18 protein-coding genes are annotated in these 23902 nt (G+C 49.9%); 7 read left to right on the top strand and 11 right to left on the bottom strand.

Features of this window, described 5'->3' with window-relative positions; all coding sequences use genetic code 11:
- Window positions 1–63: 63 nt before the first annotated feature.
- The 6 genes from EL645_RS36085 to EL645_RS36060 form a co-directional block, all read right to left on the bottom strand.
- Window positions 64–615, bottom strand: a complete 552-nt coding sequence (locus tag EL645_RS36085; RefSeq protein WP_126557235.1) for a DUF6036 family nucleotidyltransferase — start codon at window positions 613–615, stop codon at window positions 64–66.
- A 342-nt stretch (window positions 616–957) separates the two neighbouring features.
- On the bottom strand, window positions 958–2454 hold the full coding sequence (locus EL645_RS36080) for a gamma-aminobutyraldehyde dehydrogenase (RefSeq protein ID WP_126557234.1): 1497 nt from the start codon (window positions 2452–2454) through the stop codon (window positions 958–960).
- Window positions 2455–2544: 90 nt separating this feature from the next.
- Window positions 2545–4044, bottom strand: coding sequence for an amino acid permease (locus EL645_RS36075; RefSeq protein ID WP_246035700.1), 1500 nt, complete (start codon window positions 4042–4044; stop codon window positions 2545–2547).
- Window positions 4045–4227: 183 nt separating this feature from the next.
- A complete protein-coding gene (gene gabT, locus EL645_RS36070) occupies window positions 4228–5526 on the bottom strand; it encodes a 4-aminobutyrate--2-oxoglutarate transaminase (protein WP_126557233.1) in 1299 nt (432 codons plus the stop codon).
- A gap of 162 nt (window positions 5527–5688) precedes the next feature.
- A complete protein-coding gene (locus EL645_RS36065; protein ID WP_126557232.1) occupies window positions 5689–7299 on the bottom strand; it encodes a PucR family transcriptional regulator in 1611 nt (536 codons plus the stop codon).
- A 155-nt stretch (window positions 7300–7454) separates the two neighbouring features.
- Entirely contained in the window at window positions 7455–9404 is a 1950-nt protein-coding gene (locus EL645_RS36060; protein ID WP_126557231.1) for a primary-amine oxidase, read from the bottom strand.
- A 799-nt stretch (window positions 9405–10203) separates the two neighbouring features.
- Here EL645_RS36060 and EL645_RS36055 point away from each other — a divergent pair.
- Window positions 10204–11793, top strand: a complete 1590-nt coding sequence (locus EL645_RS36055) for an APC family permease (RefSeq protein ID WP_126557230.1) — start codon at window positions 10204–10206, stop codon at window positions 11791–11793.
- 287 nt (window positions 11794–12080) lie between these two features.
- Here the strand turns inward: EL645_RS36055 and EL645_RS36050 are convergent, their stop codons facing one another.
- Both EL645_RS36050 and EL645_RS36045 read right to left on the bottom strand, forming a co-directional pair.
- The gene (locus EL645_RS36050) at window positions 12081–12515 is read right to left on the bottom strand and encodes a TetR/AcrR family transcriptional regulator (RefSeq protein WP_126557229.1); all 435 of its coding nucleotides are present in this window, start codon (window positions 12513–12515) and stop codon (window positions 12081–12083) included.
- A 280-nt stretch (window positions 12516–12795) separates the two neighbouring features.
- Window positions 12796–12978, bottom strand: a complete 183-nt coding sequence (locus EL645_RS36045) for a hypothetical protein (protein ID WP_126557228.1) — start codon at window positions 12976–12978, stop codon at window positions 12796–12798.
- A gap of 377 nt (window positions 12979–13355) precedes the next feature.
- Here EL645_RS36045 and EL645_RS36040 point away from each other — a divergent pair, with 377 nt between their 5' ends.
- A complete protein-coding gene (locus EL645_RS36040; protein ID WP_126557227.1) occupies window positions 13356–14024 on the top strand; it encodes a LysE family translocator in 669 nt (222 codons plus the stop codon).
- 109 nt (window positions 14025–14133) lie between these two features.
- Here EL645_RS36040 and EL645_RS36035 read toward each other — a convergent pair whose 3' ends face one another.
- The 3 genes from EL645_RS36035 to EL645_RS39800 form a co-directional block, all read right to left on the bottom strand.
- Entirely contained in the window at window positions 14134–15030 is an 897-nt protein-coding gene (locus tag EL645_RS36035; protein ID WP_126557226.1) for an RDD family protein, read from the bottom strand.
- Between the two features lie 148 nt (window positions 15031–15178).
- Entirely contained in the window at window positions 15179–16321 is a 1143-nt protein-coding gene (locus EL645_RS36030; protein WP_161977977.1) for an aspartyl protease family protein, read from the bottom strand.
- A gap of 42 nt (window positions 16322–16363) precedes the next feature.
- The gene (locus EL645_RS39800; protein WP_161977976.1) at window positions 16364–16504 is read right to left on the bottom strand and encodes a hypothetical protein; all 141 of its coding nucleotides are present in this window, start codon (window positions 16502–16504) and stop codon (window positions 16364–16366) included.
- A gap of 306 nt (window positions 16505–16810) precedes the next feature.
- Between EL645_RS39800 and EL645_RS36025 the strand changes: the two genes are divergently transcribed.
- From EL645_RS36025 to EL645_RS36015, 5 genes are all read left to right on the top strand, one after another.
- Window positions 16811–18283: an ABC transporter ATP-binding protein gene (locus EL645_RS36025; RefSeq protein ID WP_246035699.1), complete on the top strand. Its 1473-nt coding sequence runs from the start codon at window positions 16811–16813 to the stop codon at window positions 18281–18283.
- Window positions 18178–18591: a hypothetical protein gene (locus EL645_RS43550; RefSeq protein ID WP_246035698.1), complete on the top strand. Its 414-nt coding sequence runs from the start codon at window positions 18178–18180 to the stop codon at window positions 18589–18591. Before EL645_RS36025 ends, EL645_RS43550 begins: the two co-directional genes overlap by 106 nt.
- A 19-nt stretch (window positions 18592–18610) precedes the next feature.
- Window positions 18611–19999 (top strand): ABC transporter transmembrane domain-containing protein, encoded by a 1389-nt coding sequence (locus EL645_RS36020; RefSeq protein ID WP_218032221.1) that lies wholly within the window; start codon window positions 18611–18613, stop codon window positions 19997–19999.
- Window positions 19972–20376 carry an ABC transporter ATP-binding protein gene (locus EL645_RS41870; protein ID WP_218032220.1) on the top strand — a complete coding sequence of 135 codons (405 nt, stop codon included), beginning with the start codon at window positions 19972–19974 and terminating at the stop codon, window positions 20374–20376. Before EL645_RS36020 ends, EL645_RS41870 begins: the two co-directional genes overlap by 28 nt.
- A 164-nt stretch (window positions 20377–20540) precedes the next feature.
- Window positions 20541–23741, top strand: a complete 3201-nt coding sequence (locus tag EL645_RS36015; RefSeq protein ID WP_126557224.1) for a winged helix-turn-helix domain-containing protein — start codon at window positions 20541–20543, stop codon at window positions 23739–23741.
- Window positions 23742–23902: the final 161 nt, after the last annotated feature.

The raw sequence follows: 23902 nt of genomic DNA, 5'->3' as shown, positions 1-23902 counted from the left end.
GGGCAGACGATCAATAATCATGATCAAGCGTGCTGTATGCAGATTTCAGAGGGTCTGAGAAAGTTAAAAAAGTTCGTCCAACGTATCTTGAAATTGATAGTGGTCCTGCCACGCAGGATCTGGGATAAAGCGATCCACAATATCCTGTGCTTGCTCACGTGTGGTCACCTGGAGCTGTTTGAGTAGAGCCTCAATATCAAGCATATCTTTTGGACGATAGACCATCAACTTCAGTGCCAGAATATATTCCTTCGATGGTAAATATACATGCAGCTTTTTATACTCATGCCATAGTGTAGCTTCAGGGTTAGGGGCCATATCCCGAATAAAATAAGCCACATCGTCATTAATCCAGGTGCGCTTCATATGATATTTTTTAGCCACCGCATTGACCGCGGACTTAAAAGATTTAGTCTCGCTCGTCGGATTAGTTGAAGTATCCCCTTCGATATCCATCAGCACCACATCTACATCCTCGGTTGATTCTCGGTTTGCAGCCAGCAACAACATCGCCACCCCACCTACAATCATCACACGAACCGGAGCTTGATATCCACGTAACTCTAATTCATCGCCCAATTCCTGCAAGTATTTCTCGATTTCTTGTCGCTGCATACCCTCTTATTCGCCTCCATAGTCATTATCTGCCTCAGCCGCTGCTACTACTTTACCACATCTAATGACCGCTAGCTCAACATAAACAAGAATCGAACAGGGCTTTTTCATGTTCCTCTTTGGCGCCTGCGGCGCAGAGTTGGAAGTGTGAAGTGTATGGTGGGCGGCCGCGGCCACCCACCATACACTTCACACAGGAAAGAATGGACATCGTAGCGCTTGCTCGTGATCTCCTTGCGCTCTCTGGACGAACAGTAAAAAGCCCTGAGAATCGAACAGCGAGATAAGATAGAATGTTACCTCGCTGCTCGATTCTTGCTCATAATGTATTGTTTTCCGGCGCTATTCGGCATCCCCAAAGATTGTGTAGTGCCAGTCTTTACGTGCCTGGCCACCGAGCTCGATCATAACATGTTTGATCTGGGTGTATTCTTCAAACGAATACTGAGACATATCCTTGCCTATACCGCTTTCTTTATAACCACCGTGTGGCATTTCAGAGGTCAACGGCAAATGATCATTAATCCAGACGGTACCAAATTGTAGAGCCTGGCTGGCACGCATAGCTTTATAGATATCTCTGGTCCAGACTGAAGCAGCCAGACCATACACAACACCATTAGCCTTGCGTAACACTTCGTCCTCGGTACTAAAGCGTGAGACGACCAGGACCGGACCAAAGACCTCGGACTGAACAATCTCGGCATCCTGGCGATCTTCCGCGATAACGGTAGGCTCAAAGAAACAACCTTTCTCCAAACCTGCAATCGAGGCACGCTTACCGCCTATCAGAATATTTGCACCATCCCGTAAAGCACGCTCAACAAAACCCTCGACCCGTTGCAACTGGCGCGCAGAGATCAGCGAGCCCATATCGGTGCTCTCCTTAGAAGGATCGCCAACCCGAATCTGCTTCACCTTTGCCAGCAAAGAACTCAGAAAATCATCGTAAATGCTTTCATGTACATAGATGCGCGTCGCCGCCGTGCAGTCCTGGCCACAATTGACAAAGCCACCCACCACGGCTCCCTGAGTCGCCGCCTCAAGATCGGCATCGGGATAGACAATAAAGGGAGCTTTTCCACCCAGTTCCAGGTGAACGCGCTTGATGGTTTCCGCACTCGCCTGCACGACATATTTACCACTGCGTGTACTACCAGTAATAGAAACCATATTGACGTCTTTATGCGACACCAGGCTCGGCGCCACTTCAGGGCCATCGGTAATAATATTGAGGACACCAGCAGGAATGCCAGCCTCAACAGCCAGCTCACCCAACTTTAAAGCGGTCAACGGCGTCTCAGGAGAAGGCTTAAAGACGACTGTATTGCCAGCGGCCAGGGCGGGTCCAATCTTCCATATCAACATCATCAAAGGGTAATTCCAGGGTGCCACAGAGGCCACGACCCCGATTGGTTCACGGCGAATAATACTGGTATGACCACCCGTATACTCGCTGCTAGCCACGCCCGACAACTGGCGAGCCGCGCCAGCAAAGAAATGGAGATTATCGGCAGCAAAAGGAATATCACTATCGCGCGCCAGTTTAATGGGTTTCCCGGTATCCAACGACTCCAACCGAGACAACTCATCCAGATTGGCTTCGATCAACTGTGCCAGTTTCTCCAGAATAGTTGAACGGGCACCATGTGTCAGGCCAGACCAGCGTCCATCATCAAAAGCGGCCCGGGCAGCGGCAACCGCCTTCTCCATATCCTCTAATGAACTCTCAGGCACCCGGGCAATCACTTCGCCCGTCGCTGGATTAATGTCATCAACAACCTTTCCCGTAGTGCTGGTGACAAACTCACCATTGATTAGCATTTTGTACTCGGTCATGGTAGCGATCCTTTCCATGATGCACAGGATAGAAGCCCATCCTGCAAGAAAAGGCTTCTACCCATCATATATGTATCCTCTACAGCTTGTTTAGAGTTCAGCGCCTGATATCTCTGGCTCTTCTTTATTTAATGAAGCAACCTGTAATACTTGAGGTCTGGCTATCCATAAGTATACAAAATACAGCAAACCAATTCCAACCATCACCAAAGAATACAGCCAGGGCGTACTGAATGAAGCATCGCGGAAAATAGAGAGCTCAAACAACAACCAGACCAGGGCCAGGATAATGACCGGCCATTCAAACACGCCCAGGGTAAAACGCAGCGCTGGTGGCAATCTGTGCCTGGTCAAAATATACAAAATCACGGTCGCCATATAAATAATAACCGGCAACAGCGAGGAGGCACTAAACAAATTCGTCAGGGTCCCTGGCTGGGTGGAAAAAACTGCCAGCACGACCTCCATCAAAACACCACACATGATGGTTGAAGCCAGAGGGGTATGGGTATGGGGATCAACCCGTTGAAAGAGCTGATAGCCTGGGAAACGCTCATCACGCGACATAGCCCAGACCAGGCGGGTAGCCGTAATAAAGGCCACCATACCACAGGCAAAGATGGAAAAGGTGACCAGGACCAGGAAGATATCACCAACGACCGTTCCCAGGGTCTGGGTCACAATATCAGCCACCGGCGTACCCGACCTGGTCAGGGCAGCAATATTGCCAGAGGTAAGGTTAAGCACTACCAGGAAGAAAAAACCAACCACGCCACTCAAGAGAACCGCCGACCACATAGCAAATGGAACCACATTGTGGGCATCCTGGGTCTCCTCTGCCAGATTAGCCGCCGCCTCAAAGCCAACAATGGTATAGGCACCGAGTAGGAATGAGAACATAAAGGGACCTACCGAGGTCAGGGTTCCCAGGTTAAAGTAGCCTGTGGCTGAGACCGTTCCCATACTAAACAAATGGTCAAAATGGATACCGCCCCGGATAATTCCAACAATGAGCAGTAGCAGGGTCAGACCCACAATACCCACTACTTCAGTACCTACAGCAGTATTATTGATGCGGGTAGACCATTTGGTCGAAAAGAGGATTAAGACCAGTTGAATAACTAAGATAAAGGCGGTAATCAGCCATTCATTGAAAGGCGTGGCTGTAAAATTGAACAGGTCTGGCAATGTCACTGACGCAATCGCATAGTCAACCGATACCGTAACAACTATCAGGAATGTAAAGGCTACCCAGCCAATCAGCCAGCCGATTTTAGGATTGGCCAGGCGCGACATCCATTGATAGCTATAGCCAGCAATCGGCATACGAGAGCTTAGTGATGCAAAGACCAGCGCCACAAACAGCTGACCAATCACAGAGATTGGCCAGGTCCAGATACCTAAGGGACCGCCTGCACCAAGAACGGTGCCATAAGTCGTAAAAATACCAGTGGTGATCGAAATAAAGGAGAAGCCGACAGCAAATGAAGCGAAACGTTTGAGGTCACGTCGAAAAACCTGATTGTAGCCATATGGTCGCAAAGATTTGTCAGCGATATCGTCGGGAAGGTTATCAACTAGCGACATCATTAACTCCTTTCAAGGGAAAGGTCGGGGTATTCAAAGAGGTCATCACACTCAAACAATATACATATTCCCCGGTTGCTACAGTGAGAACGCTCATATCTCTGTGAGCGTTCTCACTGTAGCAACCAGAAGAAAATACGCTATAGGCCAGACACGAGTTCAGCAGACCACACTGCCAGGCCAGATTTAATGTTTCTGTGCAGCAGAGCGAATCACATCGCACAGAGTATCCAGCGCCTGGGTGACCAATGCCTCTTCGATCACCAACGGCACCAGGATACGCAGCACATTGCCATATAGGCCCGCCTTCAGTAGCAGAATACCTTTCTCGCGCGCATCCACCATAATTTGATCTACCAGAGCGGGCGCAGGCTCTTTGGTCTGAAGATCCTGTACGAATTCAAGCGCGATCATCATACCCAGACCCCGCACATCTCCGATAGCTGGCACCTCTTGTTGCAATGCGAGAAAACGTTCGCGGAAACGGGCACCCAACTCTATGGAACGCGAAAGGATCTGCTCCTGCTCAAAAACGTCCAGTACAGCCAGACCTGCCGCACAGGCTACAGGATTGCCAGCATAGGTACCACCTAATCCACCTGCTACTGGTGCATCCATCACCTCTGCCTTACCGATCACCCCCGCTAACGGGAGTCCACCGGCCAGACTCTTGGCGACAGTAATCAAATCAGGAACGACTCCACTATGTTCAATCGCAAAGAATTTTCCAGTGCGCCCAAAGCCAGATTGAATCTCATCATCAATCAGTAAAATGCCGTGTTCCGCCGTAATTCGCCGTAGCTCGCGTAAGAACTCAACGGGGGCCGCGACAAAACCACCTTCGCCCAATTCAGGCTCAATGATCACAGCGGCCACCTGATCCGCCGTCACATCAGTCTGAAAAAGTTCATGCAAAGCCTCCAGCGCCCGCTCACTACTCCAACCCCGGTATTCATAAGGATACGGCGCATGATATACCTCAGGAGCGAACGGACCAAAACGCTGTTTATATGCAGTGGCCTTGCCCGTTAGACTCATACCCATCAGGGTACGCCCATGAAAACTATGGGTAAAAGAGATAACAGCAGGCCTCTGCGTAGAGACACGAGCGATCTTAATGGCATTTTCAACCGCTTCGGCTCCAGTCGTCAGAAAGATTGTCTTCTTGGGATCATCACCTGGCGCCAGCGCGTTTAAGCGCTCAGCCAGGCGCACATAAGGCTCGTACATGACCACCTGAAAACAAGTATGGGTAAAACGTTCCAGTTGCGCCTGTACAGCCTGCATGACTCTAGGATGATTATGGCCTACATTGAGAACACCAATGCCACCAACAAAATCCACATATTCTTTGCCATCAATATCCCAGATACGTGCTCCCTGCGCTCGTGCCGCAAAGATTGGATGTGCGTTCGATACTCCCCGTGGGACATGATTCTTGCGCAACTCTTGTAGAGCTTTTGTGCGCGATTGGTTGCTGAGCATGCTACGATCCTTACTCTTTTTCCATGTGTCCTAACTATACACTTGCGTATGTATTATCTGCATAGGATAAATATAAATTGAAAAACGCCAGAAAACTAGTGCTACTTTGGATAAAATTCACAAGAAATGTTTATCCCGCCAGGATAATTTCTAGTAATGGCATCAAGAAGATGGACGTAAATGATCTTGCAAAGAGAGCAGATGGGCCGAGAGCTGAAGACGAAAACGGACATTGGGATCATTTAAATCTATCCCACCCTGTTCAGAGGCCTTCGTTAGACGATACTGCAAGGTTTTGGGATGGATGCCCAATTGTTCAGCGACCACGGCGGTACGAAAACCAGCGAGCGCCCACTGCAAGACCGTTTCGACCAGGACATGTCCATTCCGCTGCTGCTTCAAGCGTCCAAGGAGTGCTTCCACGAAGGTATGCTGGGCCGCTTGATCGCCTACCAGAACACGGGGTAATAGCAAGGTTTCATAATAATACAGACTATTAGCCGGGATGGATGATATAACCGATTGAACTTCCCGATAACTGCGCTGGACGCCGGCTACACCAACATAGGGCAGCCCAAAAGCCAGTGAGACACCATCTTCTTTTAGTGCGCTCCAGACGCGCTCTCCCGCACATTTTTCTGGCAAAAGAAATGGACATTGATTGAGCGTAGCTGAAACCAGCGGTAACACATTGAGGAAACGCAGACGTTGCCGCAATTTTTCGATCAGACGCTCACGGCGTAAAAACCCTTCGCGCGATAAGGGAAGCGGCTCATCAATAATCAAGAGTCCAACCCGATAGCTTCCCTCAGGATCAAAACCGAGCAAGCGGGCTCGTTCCAGGGCGTAGGGATGCGAATCGAAGCGACCTTCGAGCAGAGAATCCAGGAAAGTGTAACCAAAGCGGGCTTCAATCGAGGTTAGTTCACGCTGATGTGCGATATACAGAGCGGCCACAATGGCGGCGTGTTCCGCTGCCCGCACATCCAACTCATTCAGTTCACGATCTCCCTCAAACACACAGACCAGGCCGATCAGTTCTTCCTGTAAGCGGATAGGACACAGGATGCACTCGACAAAATCAAGATCAGGAAAGGCGGCCAACTGTAGCGGTTCACTCCTGGTACGTAATGTTTGCAGATAACCTTGTTGTTCCAGATATGCAAAGAAATCCAATACCCGACCACTACGTTCAATACTATCTTCCACCATATTCTCACCTGGGACATTAGCAGCCGTAGCCAATACTTTACCACCCTCATCAACAAAGATAATGGTACGCTGGATGAGTTTACTCAACGTCAATGCTAACTCTTGCAAACTGCCAGCTTCGAGCGCCGAACGCGTGAGCGCTCTATGGATAGCTTCTGAGCGCTCTATGACACGATATTGTTCAGCCAGGATCGCTCGATGGGTCTCTTCAGTAATTTGTGAAAATGGTACGTTCCAGGGAATCTCTAACAGGGGCAGATGAACACGATTGGCTTCCTCACGAACAGCGGCAGAAAAATGGTCAAAAAAATGGGGCACGGCCAGGCCAATTGCGCTCAGGCCATGCGTGGCCAGGGCATGTACCAGTTCACGCTGCCGGTCCTCGTTCTGAGGCCATGCATAGCCAGCGGTTAGCACTAGCTGTCCTGCCTGCACCCACGGAAGCATATCTGGCAGGTCACTGATATGCACCCACCGTACATCACGATCCAGCCCGGACTGACCGGCTACAATGCGCGTTCCTGCCAGAACCGGCAATGAAAGGACCTCTTGTAGCTTCATAGGGTGTTCTTCCTTTTTTGTATATACCACGTGGTACTGGAATATACAGTCCAAAATACCTTTTTACTGTCTGGAAAGGAACAGCGTCATAGCACAAAAGGGGCTGCAGTAGTGCGGAGCCAGCGCAAGCTAACCACCGGCTCCGCGGCAACCGGCTACATTTCGCAGCAGTGGTCAGAGTGGGATTCACTCGGAGGTACATCGAGAGCTGGACTGCGATCAAAGAAACCAACTGGCTTCAGCATAAAACCAATATAAGCCACAGGCATAACAGGCCAATCCTCAGGGCGCGGAATATGATTATGATTCATAGTATACCAGACCACAAGATCGGTATTCTCCACCGAGCGATTAGCCTGGGTCCAGCGTGGCAAACCATTGCCGCCTGGATGCTGGTTAGGATAATCTCCGGCTGGGTAGCGCTCATCCTGTTTGTAAGGCGTAACCCAGAGATGTTTCTGTGCAAAGCCGGCACGCTTCATCACACTGGACTCAGGATGAGCAAACGGCAGGGTATTCTCGCCCGGCATAATTTTATAGCCAACCGGCTCGCCCAGCGCATTGAGGCTACTGGGATTCACAATCTTCCAGTAACGGCAGGAGAAGGGATCAATCAGTTGCTGGGCCTCCTGCTCGGTCGCCAACAGGGTCGATTTAGCAAAGAAAGCATTGCCATGAGGATTCTGAGGTCCCAGCGGCTCAGCTTCGGTATGAACTTCATAGACAGAATTATTGAGGCCATCAACCATCATATCCAGACGCACATTGAAAATATGCTGATGCACAGGTGCATAGAGTTGGGGCGCAACCAGCTGACCATAGCGGGGCTTTTTACCAGCTTCAATAGCCCCGGTACTCATAATGCCAGTTAATTTAGATTCAAACTCAATAGTTCCGTCCTGGTAGAGATACCAGAAAAAGCCATACTCATAATTGTCGACGGTAGCAATAAATGAAATAACCAGGCGCCGTGAACGCCGTACCTCGGTCCGATTGGTATGCCAGTCGTAGTGCTTCCACAAGATGCCATAATCCTCTTCATGCATGCAGACAGCATTCGGCAACTCGAGCACCTCTCCATGGCTATCAGTCATCAGGGCATCAAAATAGTGAATATAGCCCAGGCAGTCACAGCCCAATTTCAAAGCATTGGCCAGTGTCCCCAGACCATACTCGCCAACATCAAACGCATTTTTCCGATAATGGCTCACACCCGGGTCCCCATAAGGCACCACCATCTCAGGTAACGAGGCGCGATAGATAATTGGCCGCTCCCTACCTTGATCCGCATAGCTAATAGTGTGCAACACAAGTCCCTCGCGGGTGTTGAAACCAACGCGGAAACGCCATTTTTGCCAGGAAACTTCGTGGCCATTGACCGTAAAGCTGGGCCCTTCAGGCTGCGTAATCTCAATCGGCTTCAGATCGCTGCGCATAGTCCCAATCGCCTCAGGCGTATAATTGCCAGATTCTGGTGGCACCGGCGTTATGCCATAATCATCTATCCGCAGCACCTCATTGGTGAGCAGATCAGTTAGCACAACCAGGCCATCTACAGGTCGTGCATAGCCATTATCCTCCGCCTGCGCGCGCGTATAGACGATGGTACGGGCAAGGCGCCGCTGCTGCAATTCCTCGCTCTCATAGTAACCAACCGTCCAGGTATCGGTCATCACCAGGCTCATATCAGTAATGCCGTGCCTGCGCAATGCCTCCAGGAACGCCGGGTGCCCTTTCAACAATTTCTCTGTAGCAGCCAATTCATCGGGTAGCATAGCTGGCTGCACGCCCTCCAATTGTTTCCAGGAGACAACGCGGCGAGCAGTAATAGAGACCACGGCTTCATAGGAGGCACCTATCTCTGCATCAAGCAAAACGATAAAAGCCTCACGCTCAATGGCAGCGCCGGGTTGGAAGTTCAGCACAATCTCTTTTGGCGGCTCATTGAGATTTACCGAGATAAAGCGTACATGCTCACCCAGCTTATGCTCGGTACGCAGTAGTCTGACCGCCGCCTGAATTTCTTCCGCGCTTAGAGGTTCCAGGGGATGGAGGATAGCTAATGCGGTCGTATCAATTTGTGTTTCTGGATGTATATCAGTCATGGGAGACTCACACCTTCGCTAATTGAGAACATTGTAGGAACACAGAAAACAGGCCAGCTACAGAGGCAATGTAGGCCGGCACCTTGTAGATATCTACACATCTAGCAAAGATTAAATGGCTAAATAATACAGTATTCAGGGATAGAGATTATATAGCTAACCCGCCAGATTGCCTAAATTTTAAATGGGAACAAAATACAAGTCAATAGATAACATGGATGAAGCTTTTTTATGTGAAGAGTATACACAAAAATCTCTACAAAAGTACAGAAATGGCAAGCGCAATCACATTATAACAGCTCTTATCTTGCCTCAACTGCCGGCTAGAGCTTCAAATGCATACAACCAAAGCCAGTACATACACAGAAAAGTAGACATAATGATTCTAATAAAAATCGTGTTGCTCTCATATATAAATAGCAGATATAAATAGCAGATTCTAGAATTAGAGCCTCTGCGTGGCTCCTAAATTTGTTGTATAGATATCCTGCCTTATGGCATTGTACAAATTAAACATAAGATCTTATATTCGATCATTTTACGTTCCAAACATAAATGAAAATAATACTCTCCATGTATTGACAGACAAACAGATAATACGCATACTATTAAGAACCACCTGTATTCATGAAGCCTTTTGAGACATATCTTTTCCCTGGAAAGGAGGAGAGTACGCGCACTCATCGGTAATCGTGTTCCATCTGCCCTGACTCTGCATAGGCACAACCATACTTGCGTTAAACTGCTGCATATTTGACCATCGCTCAACATTACATCTAATGTTAAGGAGGCCAGTTCTATGGGCACGATTTTTCGTGAAATCACCACCGAAGCAACACTGCAAGAGAAAAAGAAACTCCGCAAAGATTTTCGACTCTTCGATATGATTTTTTATACGATGGCTGCGATCCTGGGTATTGATACCCTGGGCGTCATATCTACGAATGGAGGACAAGGGCTCACCTGGCTCGTGATTTCTGCCATTACTTTTCTCTTTCCCTATGGCCTGCTGGCTGCTGAACTAGGAAGTACCTTCACCCAGGAAGGCGGTATCTACGAGTGGTGCAAGATGGCGGGTGGTCGTTTTTATGGAGCGCTGGCAGCCACATTATACTGGATCTCTAATCCACTGTGGGTAGGAGGAACTCTGGCAGTAACAGCGATTACCGCCATCAAAACCTTCTGGTTTGGCAATCCCAATGTTGTCTGGGGCAACAATCCAGCGATTGATGCTATTTGTGAAATGGGCGTCGCCTTGCTATTTATCTGGGGCACCACACTATGTGCAATTCTCTCGCTCCATGTAGGTAAGTGGTTGAGCGTCATCGGTTCTTACGTCAAGTTGATCCTCTTTGGTATTTTCATCCTGCTGGCCATTTTCTATTTCTTCGGAGGCCATGCCAAAGGCGCGCACCTCGGACTGGTTGATCTTATCCCTTCGAGCGATCTCCCCTTTGTCTTTAGCGCGGTCCTGCCAGCCTTGATCTTCAACTGGGTTGGCTTTGAGTTGCAAAATGGCGCCAGCGAAGAGATGCACAATCCGCAGCGCGATGTCCCCCGAGCAATCATCAGGGCAGGTATTACCACCGTAATTGCCTATATAGTCCCGATTGCCATCATCACCTTTGCGCTGCCAAAGGATCAGTTGTCCAATGCCTCTGGTTTCCTGGCATCCTTCAAACTGGTGGCAACCGTTCTTCCCGCACCAATTGCACTCGCCCTGGGAGTACTGGTAGCATTGGGTGTTGTCGTCGCACTGGCTTCCAGTGGTGGCACCTGGGTCATCGGAGCCGATCGCACAATGGCGATCTCAGCGCTCGATCGCAATGGCCCCGCGTTCCTGGGACGTTTCAGCCGCCGCTATGGCACCCCCATTGTGGTTAATATACTCTCTGGCATCGTCTCGACACTGGCTATGGCCGGAGCTATCTCAGTCAACGCCTTCTCTAGCGATCCTAACATCACCGCACTGTTTGGACTGGTGCTCGGCTTCACCATTTCCACCACCACACTCTCGTATCTCTTCATTTTCCCAGCATACCTCATCTTGAAGTATAAGTACGCCCATGTAAAACGCGTTTATAGTGTACCCGGTGGAAAAATCGGAGCCTGGATTGTCACCATATTGCCGTTGTTCTATGCAGCACTGGCCAGTTACTATATCTTGATCCCAACTGACAGTACCATCAGCAATTACAAAGGCATTACCCGTACCTCTTACGAGTTGACGCAGTTTGTGCCGCTAATTATTATTGTCTTGCTGACAATTGGACTTTTTATCTGGGGCCATAGTGAGAAACAGAATCAGGATGTGGAGGTCGAAATCAATATTGATGATGGAACAACCGACAACCCACCACTAGACACCATCACACCAGCACTTAGCTAAGATTTACAGGATACGTTTTTAAGGGTATGCGTTTCCGCTTGCTTTTTTAGTCGCAAGCTAAAGTAACAAGCAAATTCATTACTGGACTGGTTAAGGAGATCGAGGACCACCTGACTTGATCTCCTCTTTTGAGTATCCAAAAATAGTCTCATGGCAACCTCCTGAGCATTCAAATAGCTATTTGGTCCCGATACCTGCCAGCAATGTTGCCATAACAAAGCGAGGCGCATCGCGCAACGCGGTATAACCGTCCGAAATACTTTCCCAGGCCATAAAGAGCATTGCAGTTATGGTATCAATGATCCACCTGGTAGGTAGATCATTGCGAAATGTGCCTCGTGCTGTCCACGCTGCACTAATGCTTCAAACTGTTTGAGCAAGCCGATCTCCCTGGCCTTGAATGCTTCTTCTCCCTCCTCAAAAGGCCACGACCCAACCAGGAAATGGAAGCGATAGCCAACGGGAACAAAAGCAGTCACCATGCGTTCAAGTGCTTCTAATGCTGAACCCTGCTTAATATGACAACTTGCGAGCGTCTGCTCAACATCATCAAAGGCTGCCGCAAGCAGAGCATGCAATAGCTCTTCGCGGCTCGCAAAATAGCGGTGCAACGTCGTGCGACCAATGCCAGCGGCCGCGGCAATATCGTGCATCGAAGCACCATTATTGGCAATAAGCGTCTTGATCGCTATATCCTGGATGGTCTCTCGATCCATAGCCATATGCCTTTCCTGTGGGAACAATGTCGTTCCCTCTTAAACACATACGTTCAGCTTTTTCAAGAAAAAACAACGTATATACAAAAGTATACACGTTGAGGTAGCATAAATAATCACACCCTGGGCAATTATAGCCCATGGGCATACAATCAAAAGCAATCATCAACTCAGATTGAGCACGGCTAGCTGCGCTGCCGCTCATTCAGCTCTTCACATTGATTAGTCGCGAGCAAGCTGATGTACATGTCAGGCAGCTATCCCCGTACAATTGAACTGCGGCATACTAATGAATATGCGAGATAACACGAATGAATTCAGTAGTAGCAGTTCCCCAGATCAGTAAAAACATAAAGACCGCGAAACCAATCAGGAATAAAGCAAAAAAATAATACAAAGCCGACTTTAGCAGAGGCACCACAATGGTGTCTCTACAGAGATACCAGAAACCCAGAAATTGTTGTTTCATTCCCCTGACCTCGTGTGCTATCCATCGCACTACAAAACACAATGTTAGCCAGAGAACCATCACTGATACGTCCATGTATTCAAGTAACAGGCTTTAACTTCGCTCGCTTGCACTTAGCGACACGACGCGTAATTACCAATATATAGAGACGAATTAGCACAGCCGTTGGTATCAAATCCCATCCATCACAAAAATTGTGTTTATGTTCAGCAGCTTAAATTATGAGTAGCATGGTAAAAATATTATCCCTGATCAAAGAATGTGTACCGATAGGATTGCATCTGGTACTAACCCCAGGTATCCTTAAGATACAAATTTCTCTATCTCTTCAGAATTAGCATAGTAGTAATCATAGATATTTACCTGAAGGAACATTTATGACAGATTTAGGTACTATTACAACCGGGATCGGCTTAGGAATTGCGTATGCAGCGGCTCCTGGAGCGGTCAATACAGAAGCCATTCGGCGTGGTATTGCCCATGGAGCTCATACTACGTTTCTGGTCGAAACGGGTTCTTTAATCGGCGACTCCCTCTGGGCCCTGCTAGCATTGACCGGGGTCACCTTCTTTGCCCATTATCTGGCAATCCAGCTTGTGCTCGGGATTGCTGGTGGTTGCTTTCTTTTGCGTATGGCCTGGCTAGCCCTCTACGAAGCCTTTGCACGCCAACATACAACATCCTCATCGGAACCCACCTCTAGCACGACCAAGGGACACTTTGCGACCGGGGTCGTTTTTGGGCTGGCCAACCCGGTTGGGCTGGCATTCTGGTCAGGCATGGGGAGTAGCGTTGTTGCATCTGGCGTCGTAGGAATGCAATTTATGATATTCTTCCTGGGCTTCTTCACTGGTGCGGTACTCTGGTGCATCGGAATTAGTGCCGGCATTCGCTGGGGGCGCCACTGGATTCGCCCAGTGATGTTTCGCTGGATCAGCGCGCTCTGCGGCCTGGCCCTGGGTTACTTTGGTTTACGCATCCTCTGGACCACCGCATATGAGTGGCTTGAACAACAGATCTGGCACTCAATCAAACCAGCACGCTAAAACCCAATCCCCTCAATACTCAAGAGGAATAATAAAGCGGGGCGTACCAATATAGTTTAAGGCGCCCCGCTTTATACTTGTTTCGTCCAACTTTAGATAAAAAATAAATTTAACTATTAATCTCTACTCCAGAGACAGACCAGCCATCCAGAATACCATTCCAATGTAAGGTTACATTCGCGCTGCAAGTAACTTTATCCGCGTAATCGATGGGATAGGTCACTGTATCACTATTACTCCATGTTGGAGCTTTGGTTTGCAATAAATGAATATTGCGATTGATGACAATATCGCCAGAACTTGAGCTTACTTTTCCACAGGGAGGTACAGTATTTGGAGGATGAAATTGATATGAGTTATTGATATTAACCCAGCCCTGTACCACCAGAGGAGGACGATAATAATACATGTAGTTGAGACAGAAACCAACAATGGCAACAACAATAATACAGAGCACCGCATAGCGCTTCAACAGAGTTGGACCCGGGTAGGATGCGGCTGGAGTAGCTTTGATCGGTAACACCATGGTGTGGGCAAAACGATCACCAATACGTTGAAAGGTTGGAGACAACAGGCATGAAAAGAAACCAGCCAGATAAACAAGAGGCAGCATATCAATAAAACGCCATAGATTTCGCGCCAGGGAGGCAGGAAAAGTGACGCGCTCTCCACGAAGGCCAGTGACCTGCAGGCCCAGAAATAATTTCCCAATCGTGGTTCCAAATAGTGCTTCCTGCACAAAGAAATACACAAAAACGATTAAATAAAGCCAGACCGGATTGATAACTGCGGCCCTGGACATAGTTGATGGAATACCATCACCATCAAATAAATACTGGTCCGCGCTCGAAGTCGGATCGACAATCCCAAATATACCACTCGCCCAGATTTGAAGGCACGAAAGAATGATCAGATCAATAATAGCTGCGGCTACACGCATGAAAAAGATACGAGTTCTAACCCTGGAAATCCCTTGTTTTGTTCCAACCACACCGTCAGTTAACATAGTCTCTCTCTTCTATGAGAAGGATACAAATAGACACAGTCGTCTTGCAACTCAGATTGCTCCCTTATTATACTAATAATATGCAAGCTCTCCAAACAAAAACAAAACGTTTGATTCCATATGTGTAATAAAATGTAAAGAAAAGAGATCAGACGATGCGCGCAGTGGCCACCGAGACGCTGCGTAGCTCGCCTTCGCGCTCTAGCAAGAGCGTATAACGCTGGCCGGGACTACCACGCAACGCATCCACCACTCTGGACAAAGACAGTCCGGTCACCCTTAAACCATCTACCTGCAAGAGCCGATCCCCTACACATACGGACTGGCGCACACAGGCATAGTTACAATCCGAGATCGCGGCTACACGATAGGTACTATCAGCGTTGAGGGATAATGTCAGACCCACCAGATCCATATCATATGGGTACGATTCGTCACACCATTCCCAGTAAGACATGGCATGCGCATAATCTATCTCAATACGAAATTGCTTGAGTACATTTCCCGCCAGCCCCCCCACAATAGGCGCAGCCAGAACATCGAAGCGCCGCATCTCAAATGCGCGGATGGGATGAGAGACGACAGTGACATGTCTGAGCAACACCGAGCCTACGGTCATACGTGGAATCCGCATCATCGTGGCATGCTCTTCATCTGGTGCTCCCATATTCGCTGTTCCCACCGCACAACGAGCACGCGGCCAGGCAGGAAATTGGCGCGCCCATGTCTCTACCACAGCTTCAGACAGCATCGTACAGGAGGCAGCCGTATCCAGCAATAAGCCATACTGCTCACCTGCAATCGTTACTTCAACACATGGGAAACCGCTAAGCGGATGAAATGAAATGGGGACTGGCTCGCCGCGCATGGCCGTTAAGCAGCTTGGAGAGAGCGAGAAAGTACCAGTAGAATAATCTAGCAAGACACAATAGCGCGACAGCAGAAAACCAGGCAGGATGCCATCTACCGCTTCGCCAGGAAAAAGCGAACAGGTTCCCACCGCCATCAATGCTGATACCTGCGTCATGTCGAGCTCACAGGGTCCTACAAACAAACGTGGTGGACCGAACCTGCGAAAAATATGTTTCCCAAACAATGTTAAAAGCTCATCTTCAATTGGGAGCTCTAAATCTTGCACCAGTGCCTCGGTAAAAATCAATGCTCCCCCACCAGTATCGACCAGAAAACGCGCTTTGCGTATATAACCACTAGCTGTGCGTATTTCAATTTCAATATATGGCCGATCGTGTGACAGGTGAAGCGAGATACATCCGTGCTGCTGTACAGTCATTCTACCCCCTTTACACAGAAAGACATCATGTTTTGATGCCATTCAATTGAATGAGCGTAGCCGCCTGGAAGGCTGAGAAGTTGCTTCAATATGCTTCTGCAACAACAACTGAGGTGTGGCGGCAAAGCCAACCACGATCAAGCGGCGTTGGCGCTGGCTTTTTAATAACACAACAACAACCAATTGGGCACATTGTGCAACTGATTTTGATCAGCCGCATGCTTACTTTGGCGCAGATATCCTATACACGGAAGACGAACAGCAGTCGTGTCACATAATCGGAGCAAACTCTACAAATAATAGAAAAGCATTCACAAGAGGAGCAAAAACAGCATATTTCCTGTCAGCATCATTATACTACAATTGTCAACCCCTGCACATCGTTCATTTGGACGATGTTTTCTACTGGCATTAGCATCTAAAATAGAGCTGCACATCATGTGTAATTTCTTGAACGTTGTCGCATATCACCTTCATCAGGAGGAGTCGATGCACATCTTCCAGACACGCTATCTGGCGCTCTTAACAACTTATCTCAAGCCACAATGGAAAAGCGTACTGCTATTGACCGTTTCGTTACTGGCCAGTATTGGTCTCCAGCTCTTTAATCCACAAATCCTGCGCTACTTCATTGATACAGCCATCTATAATGGAGCGAATAATTCACTGATTGGTGCCGGGCTCTTATTCATCGGCATAGCCCTGGCCAAACAATTCATCTCTGTCGCCAATACCTATCTCAATACCAATGTGGCGTGGACAGCCACCAATCAGTTACGCACTGACCTGGTTGCCCACTGCCTCTCCCTTGACCTGAATTATCATAAAACCCGTACGGCCGGCGAGATGATCGAGCGCATTGATGGCGACGTCAATGCCTTGACCAACTTCTTTTCACAATTTGTGATCAACCTGCTAACCAGCCTGTTGCTACTGCTGGCCATACTGATCCTCTTTTTTACCATCAATGCCTGGGAAGGGATGGCAATGGTAGTCTTCTCCAGCGTCGCCCTCCTCATCCTGATGCAGATGCGCCGGCGCGCGATCCCTTTATGGAAAGAAAACCGCCAGATCATCACTACCTTATATGGTTTCCTTAGCGAACGGCTGAGCGGTACGGAGGACATTCGCGCCAACGGGGCGATGAGTTATGTCCTCCGTCGCTTCTATCTATTATTGCGCTCATGGTCACCAACCTTTCGTAAATCGACCACGGCAGGCTCTATGATGGGCATCATCAGCCTGCTCCTCTTCGTTTTCGGGACAACAATATCCCTCGCCATCGGTACAGTTCTATGGATGCAAGGCGCCATAACCATTGGGACCGTCTACCTGATCTTTTCATATACCGATCAGCTCGCGCAGCCCATCCAACAGATCCAGCAACAACTACAGGACCTCCAACAGGCAGAGGCCTGTATCAGGCGTATTGAAGAGCTGCGCGAGACGCTATCAGAGCTGGTGGATGGAACGCAAACAGTGCAGCATAATGGTGCGCCCGCCATCACTTTTGATAATGTCTCATTTGGTTATGTAGCGGATGAGCCAGTGCTCCAACAGCTCTCTTTCCAGCTGGCGCCAGGTCGCGTATTGGGGATCATCGGCCGCACAGGGAGTGGTAAAAGCACGCTATCCCGCTTGCTCTTTCGCCTCTATGATCCCCAGGATGGTGAGATACGGCTAAATAAGCAGCCGCTACCCACCCTACAACTACGCTCGTTGCGCCAGCACATTGGCATGGTGACGCAAGAGGTGCAGCTCTTTCATGCTACTATTCGCGACAACCTGACGTTATTCAACACCGCCATCCTGGATGAGCAGATCCAGAAAGCGCTGGCAACGGTTGGATTGACGAGTTGGGTGGCTACCCTTCCAGACGGCCTGGATACTGTACTGGGAACCGCGGGCGAAGGTCTATCAGCTGGAGAAGCCAGCTGCTGGCTTTTGCGCGTGTCTTCCTGACCAATCCCGGCATCGTCGTTCTGGACGAGGCCTCATCTAGATTAGATCCGGCCACCGAGCACCAGGTTGAACAGGCGGTTGAAACCCTGCTCACAGGTCGTACAGCCCTGGTCATCGCCCATCGCTTGAAGACTATCCAGCGGTCTGACGATATCTTACTACTGGAAAACGGGCGGATTCGCGAGTGGGGGCCACGAGCAGAGCTAGAGCAAAATCCTGACTCACATTTTTCACACCTGCTGCGCACAGCCCGGGAAAGCGGCGGCATAGTAACCGACCTGAACGTGCCTGTAAGTGAAGTACACTAGAAGAGGGAGCATCCACCACATGAAGACATATCAGTTTATCGGACGCCTGATCCGCTATCGCTCCTGGAACTATATCGGTTCATTATGTGGCAACATTAGTTTCCACGTGATGGGGCGACTGATGTTTGGCCTGGTATTACAGGCCTTTTTTAATGAGCTGGATACACTGGCCCACATCTCCGTTCGCGCCAGCACCATTCCCTGGTTACTGCTATGTGCTTTAATACTGGTCGCTCTAATCAGGGCTGGCGTGCAGATCGCCGCGCTCCCACCAATGCTCACCTGCATCTTCAATACCACAGCCCTGCTCCAGCGCAATTTGCTGCGCTATATCCTGCAAAGGCCGGGAGCCAGAGCTATTCCAGGCTCCGCAGGCGAGGCGATTAATTACTTCCGCGACGACACCGATATCATCGACAGGCTATTCGGACAGATCGCCGATATGGTAGGGCTAGTACTCTTTATGATACCGGCGGCCATCATCCTGCTGCATATCGATGTCATGATCACGCTCTGCGTCTTTCTACCACTCTTCTGTGTGGTCACCATTGCTCAGACCATGAGGCAGCGACAACAACGACTGCGTGAGGCCAGCCGGGAAGCGACCGGATTGCTGACGGGAGCCATCGGTGAGATCTTTAGCGCCGTCCAGGCTATCCAGGTCGCCGGGGCGGAGACCTATGCGGTTGAACATTTCAGCCGGCTCAGTCACATCCGCCAGCGCCAGATTCTCAAAGACACCGTCTTTTTCAGCGCCCTGCAATCCATATTTGGCAATACGGTCGGCATCGGCACCGGCCTCATTCTGGTGCTGGCGGCCCTCTATCGCCACCTCAGCCCTGGCGATATCGCAATTTTTATCTCTTACCTGGGGACCGTTACCACATTTATCGTTTCCGCCGCCACCCTGATCACACAATATACCCAGGCCCGGGTCTCCCATCAACGACTGGTATCCCTGCTGCAAGGGGCCAGTGAAGAGATACTGCTCAACAACGATCCACTCTATCTTAAACAGCCCGTGCCTGAATTGAGTACACCGCTTAAGACAGAGCTGGACACATTGACGGTATTGGATGTGAACAATCTGGCCTATCATTATCCGGATACTGGGCGGGGCATCTCCCATATCAACTTTCAAGTGCGGCGTGGCACACTTACCGTGATCACCGGACGCATCGCCTCGGGCAAGACCACGCTCGTCCAAACACTGCTTGGACTGCTGCCAAAGGACGAGGGAGAGATCACCTGGAATGGGAAATCAGTCGCAGAGCCTGCCCAATTCTTTGTACCACCCCACAGCACTTATACACCCAGGTGCCACATCTGTTCAGTGACACACTGGAGGAAAATATCCTGCTCGGCCTGCCTCCCGAGCACGTGGAGCTGTCACAGGCGCTCCAATTAGCGGTACTGGAACCCGATATCGCTCATTTTGAACAGGGGCTGCAGACCATGATTGGCACACGTGGAGTTAAACTATCGGGCGGTCAGGTCCAGCGCACCGCCACCGCCCGTATGCTTGTCCGCGCTAGCGAGCTCCTTGTCTTTGATGATATCTCCAGCGCGCTTGATGTCGAGACAGAACAAGTCCTCTGGCAGCGCCTGCTACAGCAACAACAGCGCACCTGCCTGGTCATCTCACACCGCAAAACAGTTCTACAACAAGCCGACAATATTATCGTTCTCAAAGCCGGTCAGATAGAAGCAATGGGCACCGCACAAGAGCTTCTCGCCAGCAGCGCAGAGTTCAACTACATCTGGCATGGAGCATACAACCAGTAGCGCTACTACACAGAGATTTGCCTCAACAAGGATTCAGATGCCCTTTTTCTTCGCCAGGCCTGCAAACCTCATAATTGGTTTGCAGGCCTATCTCTGCTTGTGATACACTCATCAATGTTGGGGGATTGGGCGCGTGAGCCAAAACTTACAACAGCAAGGAATCTATGCCGAGATCATCACTCCATATGCTCGTATGGTCAGAAGAGCATCAACACTATGAACTGCAAACGAACGGGCAAGTCCAGCAGAGTTTTAAAGCAGAAGATGAAGAGGTATGGCAAGGCTGGCTTTCTCAACATACTTCGTTCGCGTTCGCGGGCCAGTTCGGACATGTGAGTGCTATCAAAGAAACCAGGGCGCGTGGAACGGGCTACTGGTACGCCTATAGCACCCATAATCGGCATACCAGTAAACGCTATCTTGGTCCAAGTAATCGCCTGACACTGGCACGCCTCGAAGAGCAGGCACAGCTCCTGACTCACAGTGACACGCATCCAGATTCCTCACAGCATGTTGTCCACAAAGAAGAGGTTACGACTTCGACACCACTCTCTCCAGATGCTGCGCGGCCAGCTCTGCCTTTGTTAGCCTCAAAGCTTTCGCCGCCGCGCTCTCCTGCTACGCTGGTCGAGCGCGAGCGCCTGCTCACACGCCTGGAAGCCGCCCATACCCATCCATTAACCTTGATCTCAGCCTCGGCTGGCTGGGGCAAGACCACACTCTTGAGTAGCTGGACCAGGCATTCAGCTCAGCCCATTGCCTGGCTCTCGCTCGATGAGATGGATAATGATCCAACCCGCTTCTGGAGCTCGATCATCACAACGCTGCGTACCATCCATGCAGGCATTGGTGAAACGGCATTTATGCTACTACGCAGTCCACAGCCGCCACCCTTATCGCTGATTTTAATCACCCTACTCAATGAGCTGGCTACATATAAACAGAAAATCGTACTCATCCTGGATGACTACCACCTGATTGAAGAGGCGGTTATCCACGAAGCACTCCTCTATTTTCTGGATCATCTACCTGCATCCTTGCGCCTGGTGATCTCTACCAGGATCGATCCACCCCTCCCCCTTGCGCGCTGGCGCATACAGGACATGATCTGTGAGCTACGCGATACAGAATTGCGCTTTCAGCAGGAAGATATCACTCAATTTCTCATTGAGGGGATGGGCCTGCCACTCTCAGAGGCAGAAGTGGAAACACTAGAGACGCGCACCGGAGGCTGGATCGCCGGCCTGCAATTAGCGGCCCTGACAATGAGGCAGCATAAAGAGCCGGCCGCATTCGTTCATTCATTCACAGGCAATCATCGCTACCTGTTAGATTATGTGCAAGAAGAGATTCTGAGCTATCAACCAATGGCCCTGCAAACCTTTTTGCTCAAGATCTCCGTGCTTACACGCTTGAATGCGGCTTTATGCCAGGCTGTGACAGAAGAAGCAGACTGCCAGCCATTGCTAGAGATGACTGAGCGGGCAAACCTCTTTCTGATCGCTTTAGATGAGGAGCAACGCTGGTATCGCCTGCATGATCTCTTTCGCGAACTACTATTGGCGCACCTCAGGGCCACCCAACCTGAGCTGATACCTACACTTCACCTGCGCGCGGCGGCCTGGTATGCGGCCCAGGGAGCATTTCAGGAAGCGATTACCCATGCGCTGGCTGCCGCCAACTTCTCGTGTGCGGCAACCTTGATGGAGCAGAGCGCGGAACAGATGTGGTTAGTGGGTGAGGCCAGAACGGTACACAACTGGATTATGCTACTGCCAGACTCGGTATTACATAGCCACCTGCGCCTAGTCCTTGTCGCTATCCTGCACCTGCTACATAAAATCTTTGGGGTACCGGAAGAGAGCCGGCTCGAAGCTCAGAAACAAGTAGAACAAACCCTGTCGCGGGTAGAGCGCATCCTGTGGAACGAACAGGATATCATACTCACAGAAGAAGAACGGTCACAGTTTCGCAATCGTATCCGTATGTTTCAGCTATGGAGCAACGCAAACAAGGCCATCCAGGCCAATGATATGGCCCAATTGAACGTGCTTTGCCAGCAAATGCAATCCCTGGCACTCGAAGACGATATTATCTGGCAAATGGCCCCGCTCTTCCTGAATGTAATCCTGTGTATGAATTCGCTGGCAGACTTCGACTTTCTGCTGCCTACGCTGCTAAAAGCTCAACAGCTGGCGAAAGTAAAAAATAAACGCTATGAATTCCTCAGGATAGGCCAATGGCTGGCCCAGGTCTACTGGGAAACAGGACAACTGCACCTGGCGCACCAGACGTGTCAGGAGATGCTCCAGCTACTAGCCAGTGAGGGGAAACAGGCCTTATCGATCAGTGGCTACCTACACCTCACCCTTGCACGTATCTACTGGATCTGGAATCAGCGGGAAGAGGCACGGCAACATATTGAGAGTGTCCTACAATATGCACAGACCTGGCAAAATCTGGCCCTGCAGATCGAAGGGTATCATACCCAGTTGTTGCTCGCGCTGGCGGCTAACGATCTGGTAACAGCAGCCAACGCACTACACGGAGTAGAGAGGCTAACGCAAGAGAAAGTGATCGCGCTTTGTCCTCCCAACGTGACAAGCGCCCAGGTGCAGCTCTGGCTAGCACAGGGAGAGCTAAAGAAAGCGGAGGACTGGGCCAGTCATTATAATAGCATCGACAACAATATAGGCACCTCTTTTTCACTCTGGGAAGAACATGTGGCCCTGACCCATGTCTACCTCAGGCAACAACGCTACACGGGAGCTTTGCAGATATTGCAAATATTACTGCGTAGTGCTGAAGCTGGCCAGCGGGATGGAAAAGTAGCTAGTATACTGGCCCTTCAGGTCATAGCCTTAGTCGGTGCAGGCAAGCAGGGAGAGGCGACACAGATAGCAACTCGTCTACTGCGTCTGACGGAACCCGCAGGCAATATTCATGTTTATCTGGATGCAGGCGAACCTATGCATCAGATACTGCGGCTTCTCAGCAATACGCTCGACCAGGAGAAGCAAGATCTATCTCCGGCCTGCCTCTCATATCTTTCAACCTTGCTGGCAGCCTTTAAGCAAGAAGAACGCATACGCCAGGCAGGACATCCTGCAGCACACAACAACCAGCCTGCGACGTACCAGATTACCTCGTCATCTAAATCAGAAATTTATGAGCCGCTCAGTTCCCAGGAAAAACGCGTACTGTCCCTGCTGGTCGAGGGATGGACCTATGCCGAGATAGCCCGGGCATTGATCGTCTCACCGAATACAATCAAGACACAGGTCAGCAGCATTTATCGCAAGCTGGGCGTCAGCCGCCGTGCCGAAGCGATAGCCATCACCCAACGCCTCGACTTACTCTCTTAACCGTAACCGTTGGGGTGATCTGGGTGATCAATCCAACGGTTCTGTAATCCCCCAACACGAAACAAGGAATCACCCGCACAATCACGAACACAGGTGAAGTGCGCCTCCCTGTTTCTCAGCTATACTCTCTTTCGAGATTAAGAAACAAGACACATCAGAAC

Source organism: Dictyobacter kobayashii (assembly GCF_003967555.1).
Taxonomy (GTDB): domain Bacteria; phylum Chloroflexota; class Ktedonobacteria; order Ktedonobacterales; family Ktedonobacteraceae; genus Dictyobacter; species Dictyobacter kobayashii.
This window is presented reverse-complemented; position numbering and strand designations above follow the sequence as displayed.

Excerpts from the sequence above, each read along its gene's own strand:
- EL645_RS36085 (WP_126557235.1), bottom strand. The coding sequence starts at position 615 with ATGCAGCGACAAGAAATCGAGAAATACTTGCAGGAATTGGGCGATGAA.
- EL645_RS36080 (WP_126557234.1), bottom strand. The coding sequence starts at position 2,454 with ATGACCGAGTACAAAATGCTAATCAATGGTGAGTTTGTCACCAGCACT.
- EL645_RS36075 (WP_246035700.1), bottom strand. The coding sequence starts at position 4,044 with ATGATGTCGCTAGTTGATAACCTTCCCGACGATATCGCTGACAAATCT.
- gabT (WP_126557233.1), bottom strand. The coding sequence starts at position 5,526 with ATGCTCAGCAACCAATCGCGCACAAAAGCTCTACAAGAGTTGCGCAAG.
- EL645_RS36065 (WP_126557232.1), bottom strand. The coding sequence starts at position 7,299 with ATGAAGCTACAAGAGGTCCTTTCATTGCCGGTTCTGGCAGGAACGCGC.
- EL645_RS36060 (WP_126557231.1), bottom strand. The coding sequence starts at position 9,404 with ATGACTGATATACATCCAGAAACACAAATTGATACGACCGCATTAGCT.
- EL645_RS36055 (WP_126557230.1), top strand. The coding sequence starts at position 10,204 with ATGGGCACGATTTTTCGTGAAATCACCACCGAAGCAACACTGCAAGAG.
- EL645_RS36050 (WP_126557229.1), bottom strand. The coding sequence starts at position 12,515 with ATGGCTATGGATCGAGAGACCATCCAGGATATAGCGATCAAGACGCTT.
- EL645_RS36045 (WP_126557228.1), bottom strand. The coding sequence starts at position 12,978 with ATGAAACAACAATTTCTGGGTTTCTGGTATCTCTGTAGAGACACCATT.
- EL645_RS36040 (WP_126557227.1), top strand. The coding sequence starts at position 13,356 with ATGACAGATTTAGGTACTATTACAACCGGGATCGGCTTAGGAATTGCG.
- EL645_RS36035 (WP_126557226.1), bottom strand. The coding sequence starts at position 15,030 with ATGTTAACTGACGGTGTGGTTGGAACAAAACAAGGGATTTCCAGGGTT.
- EL645_RS36030 (WP_161977977.1), bottom strand. The coding sequence starts at position 16,321 with ATGACTGTACAGCAGCACGGATGTATCTCGCTTCACCTGTCACACGAT.
- EL645_RS36025 (WP_246035699.1), top strand. The coding sequence starts at position 16,811 with ATGCACATCTTCCAGACACGCTATCTGGCGCTCTTAACAACTTATCTC.
- EL645_RS36020 (WP_218032221.1), top strand. The coding sequence starts at position 18,611 with ATGAAGACATATCAGTTTATCGGACGCCTGATCCGCTATCGCTCCTGG.
- EL645_RS36015 (WP_126557224.1), top strand. The coding sequence starts at position 20,541 with ATGCCGAGATCATCACTCCATATGCTCGTATGGTCAGAAGAGCATCAA.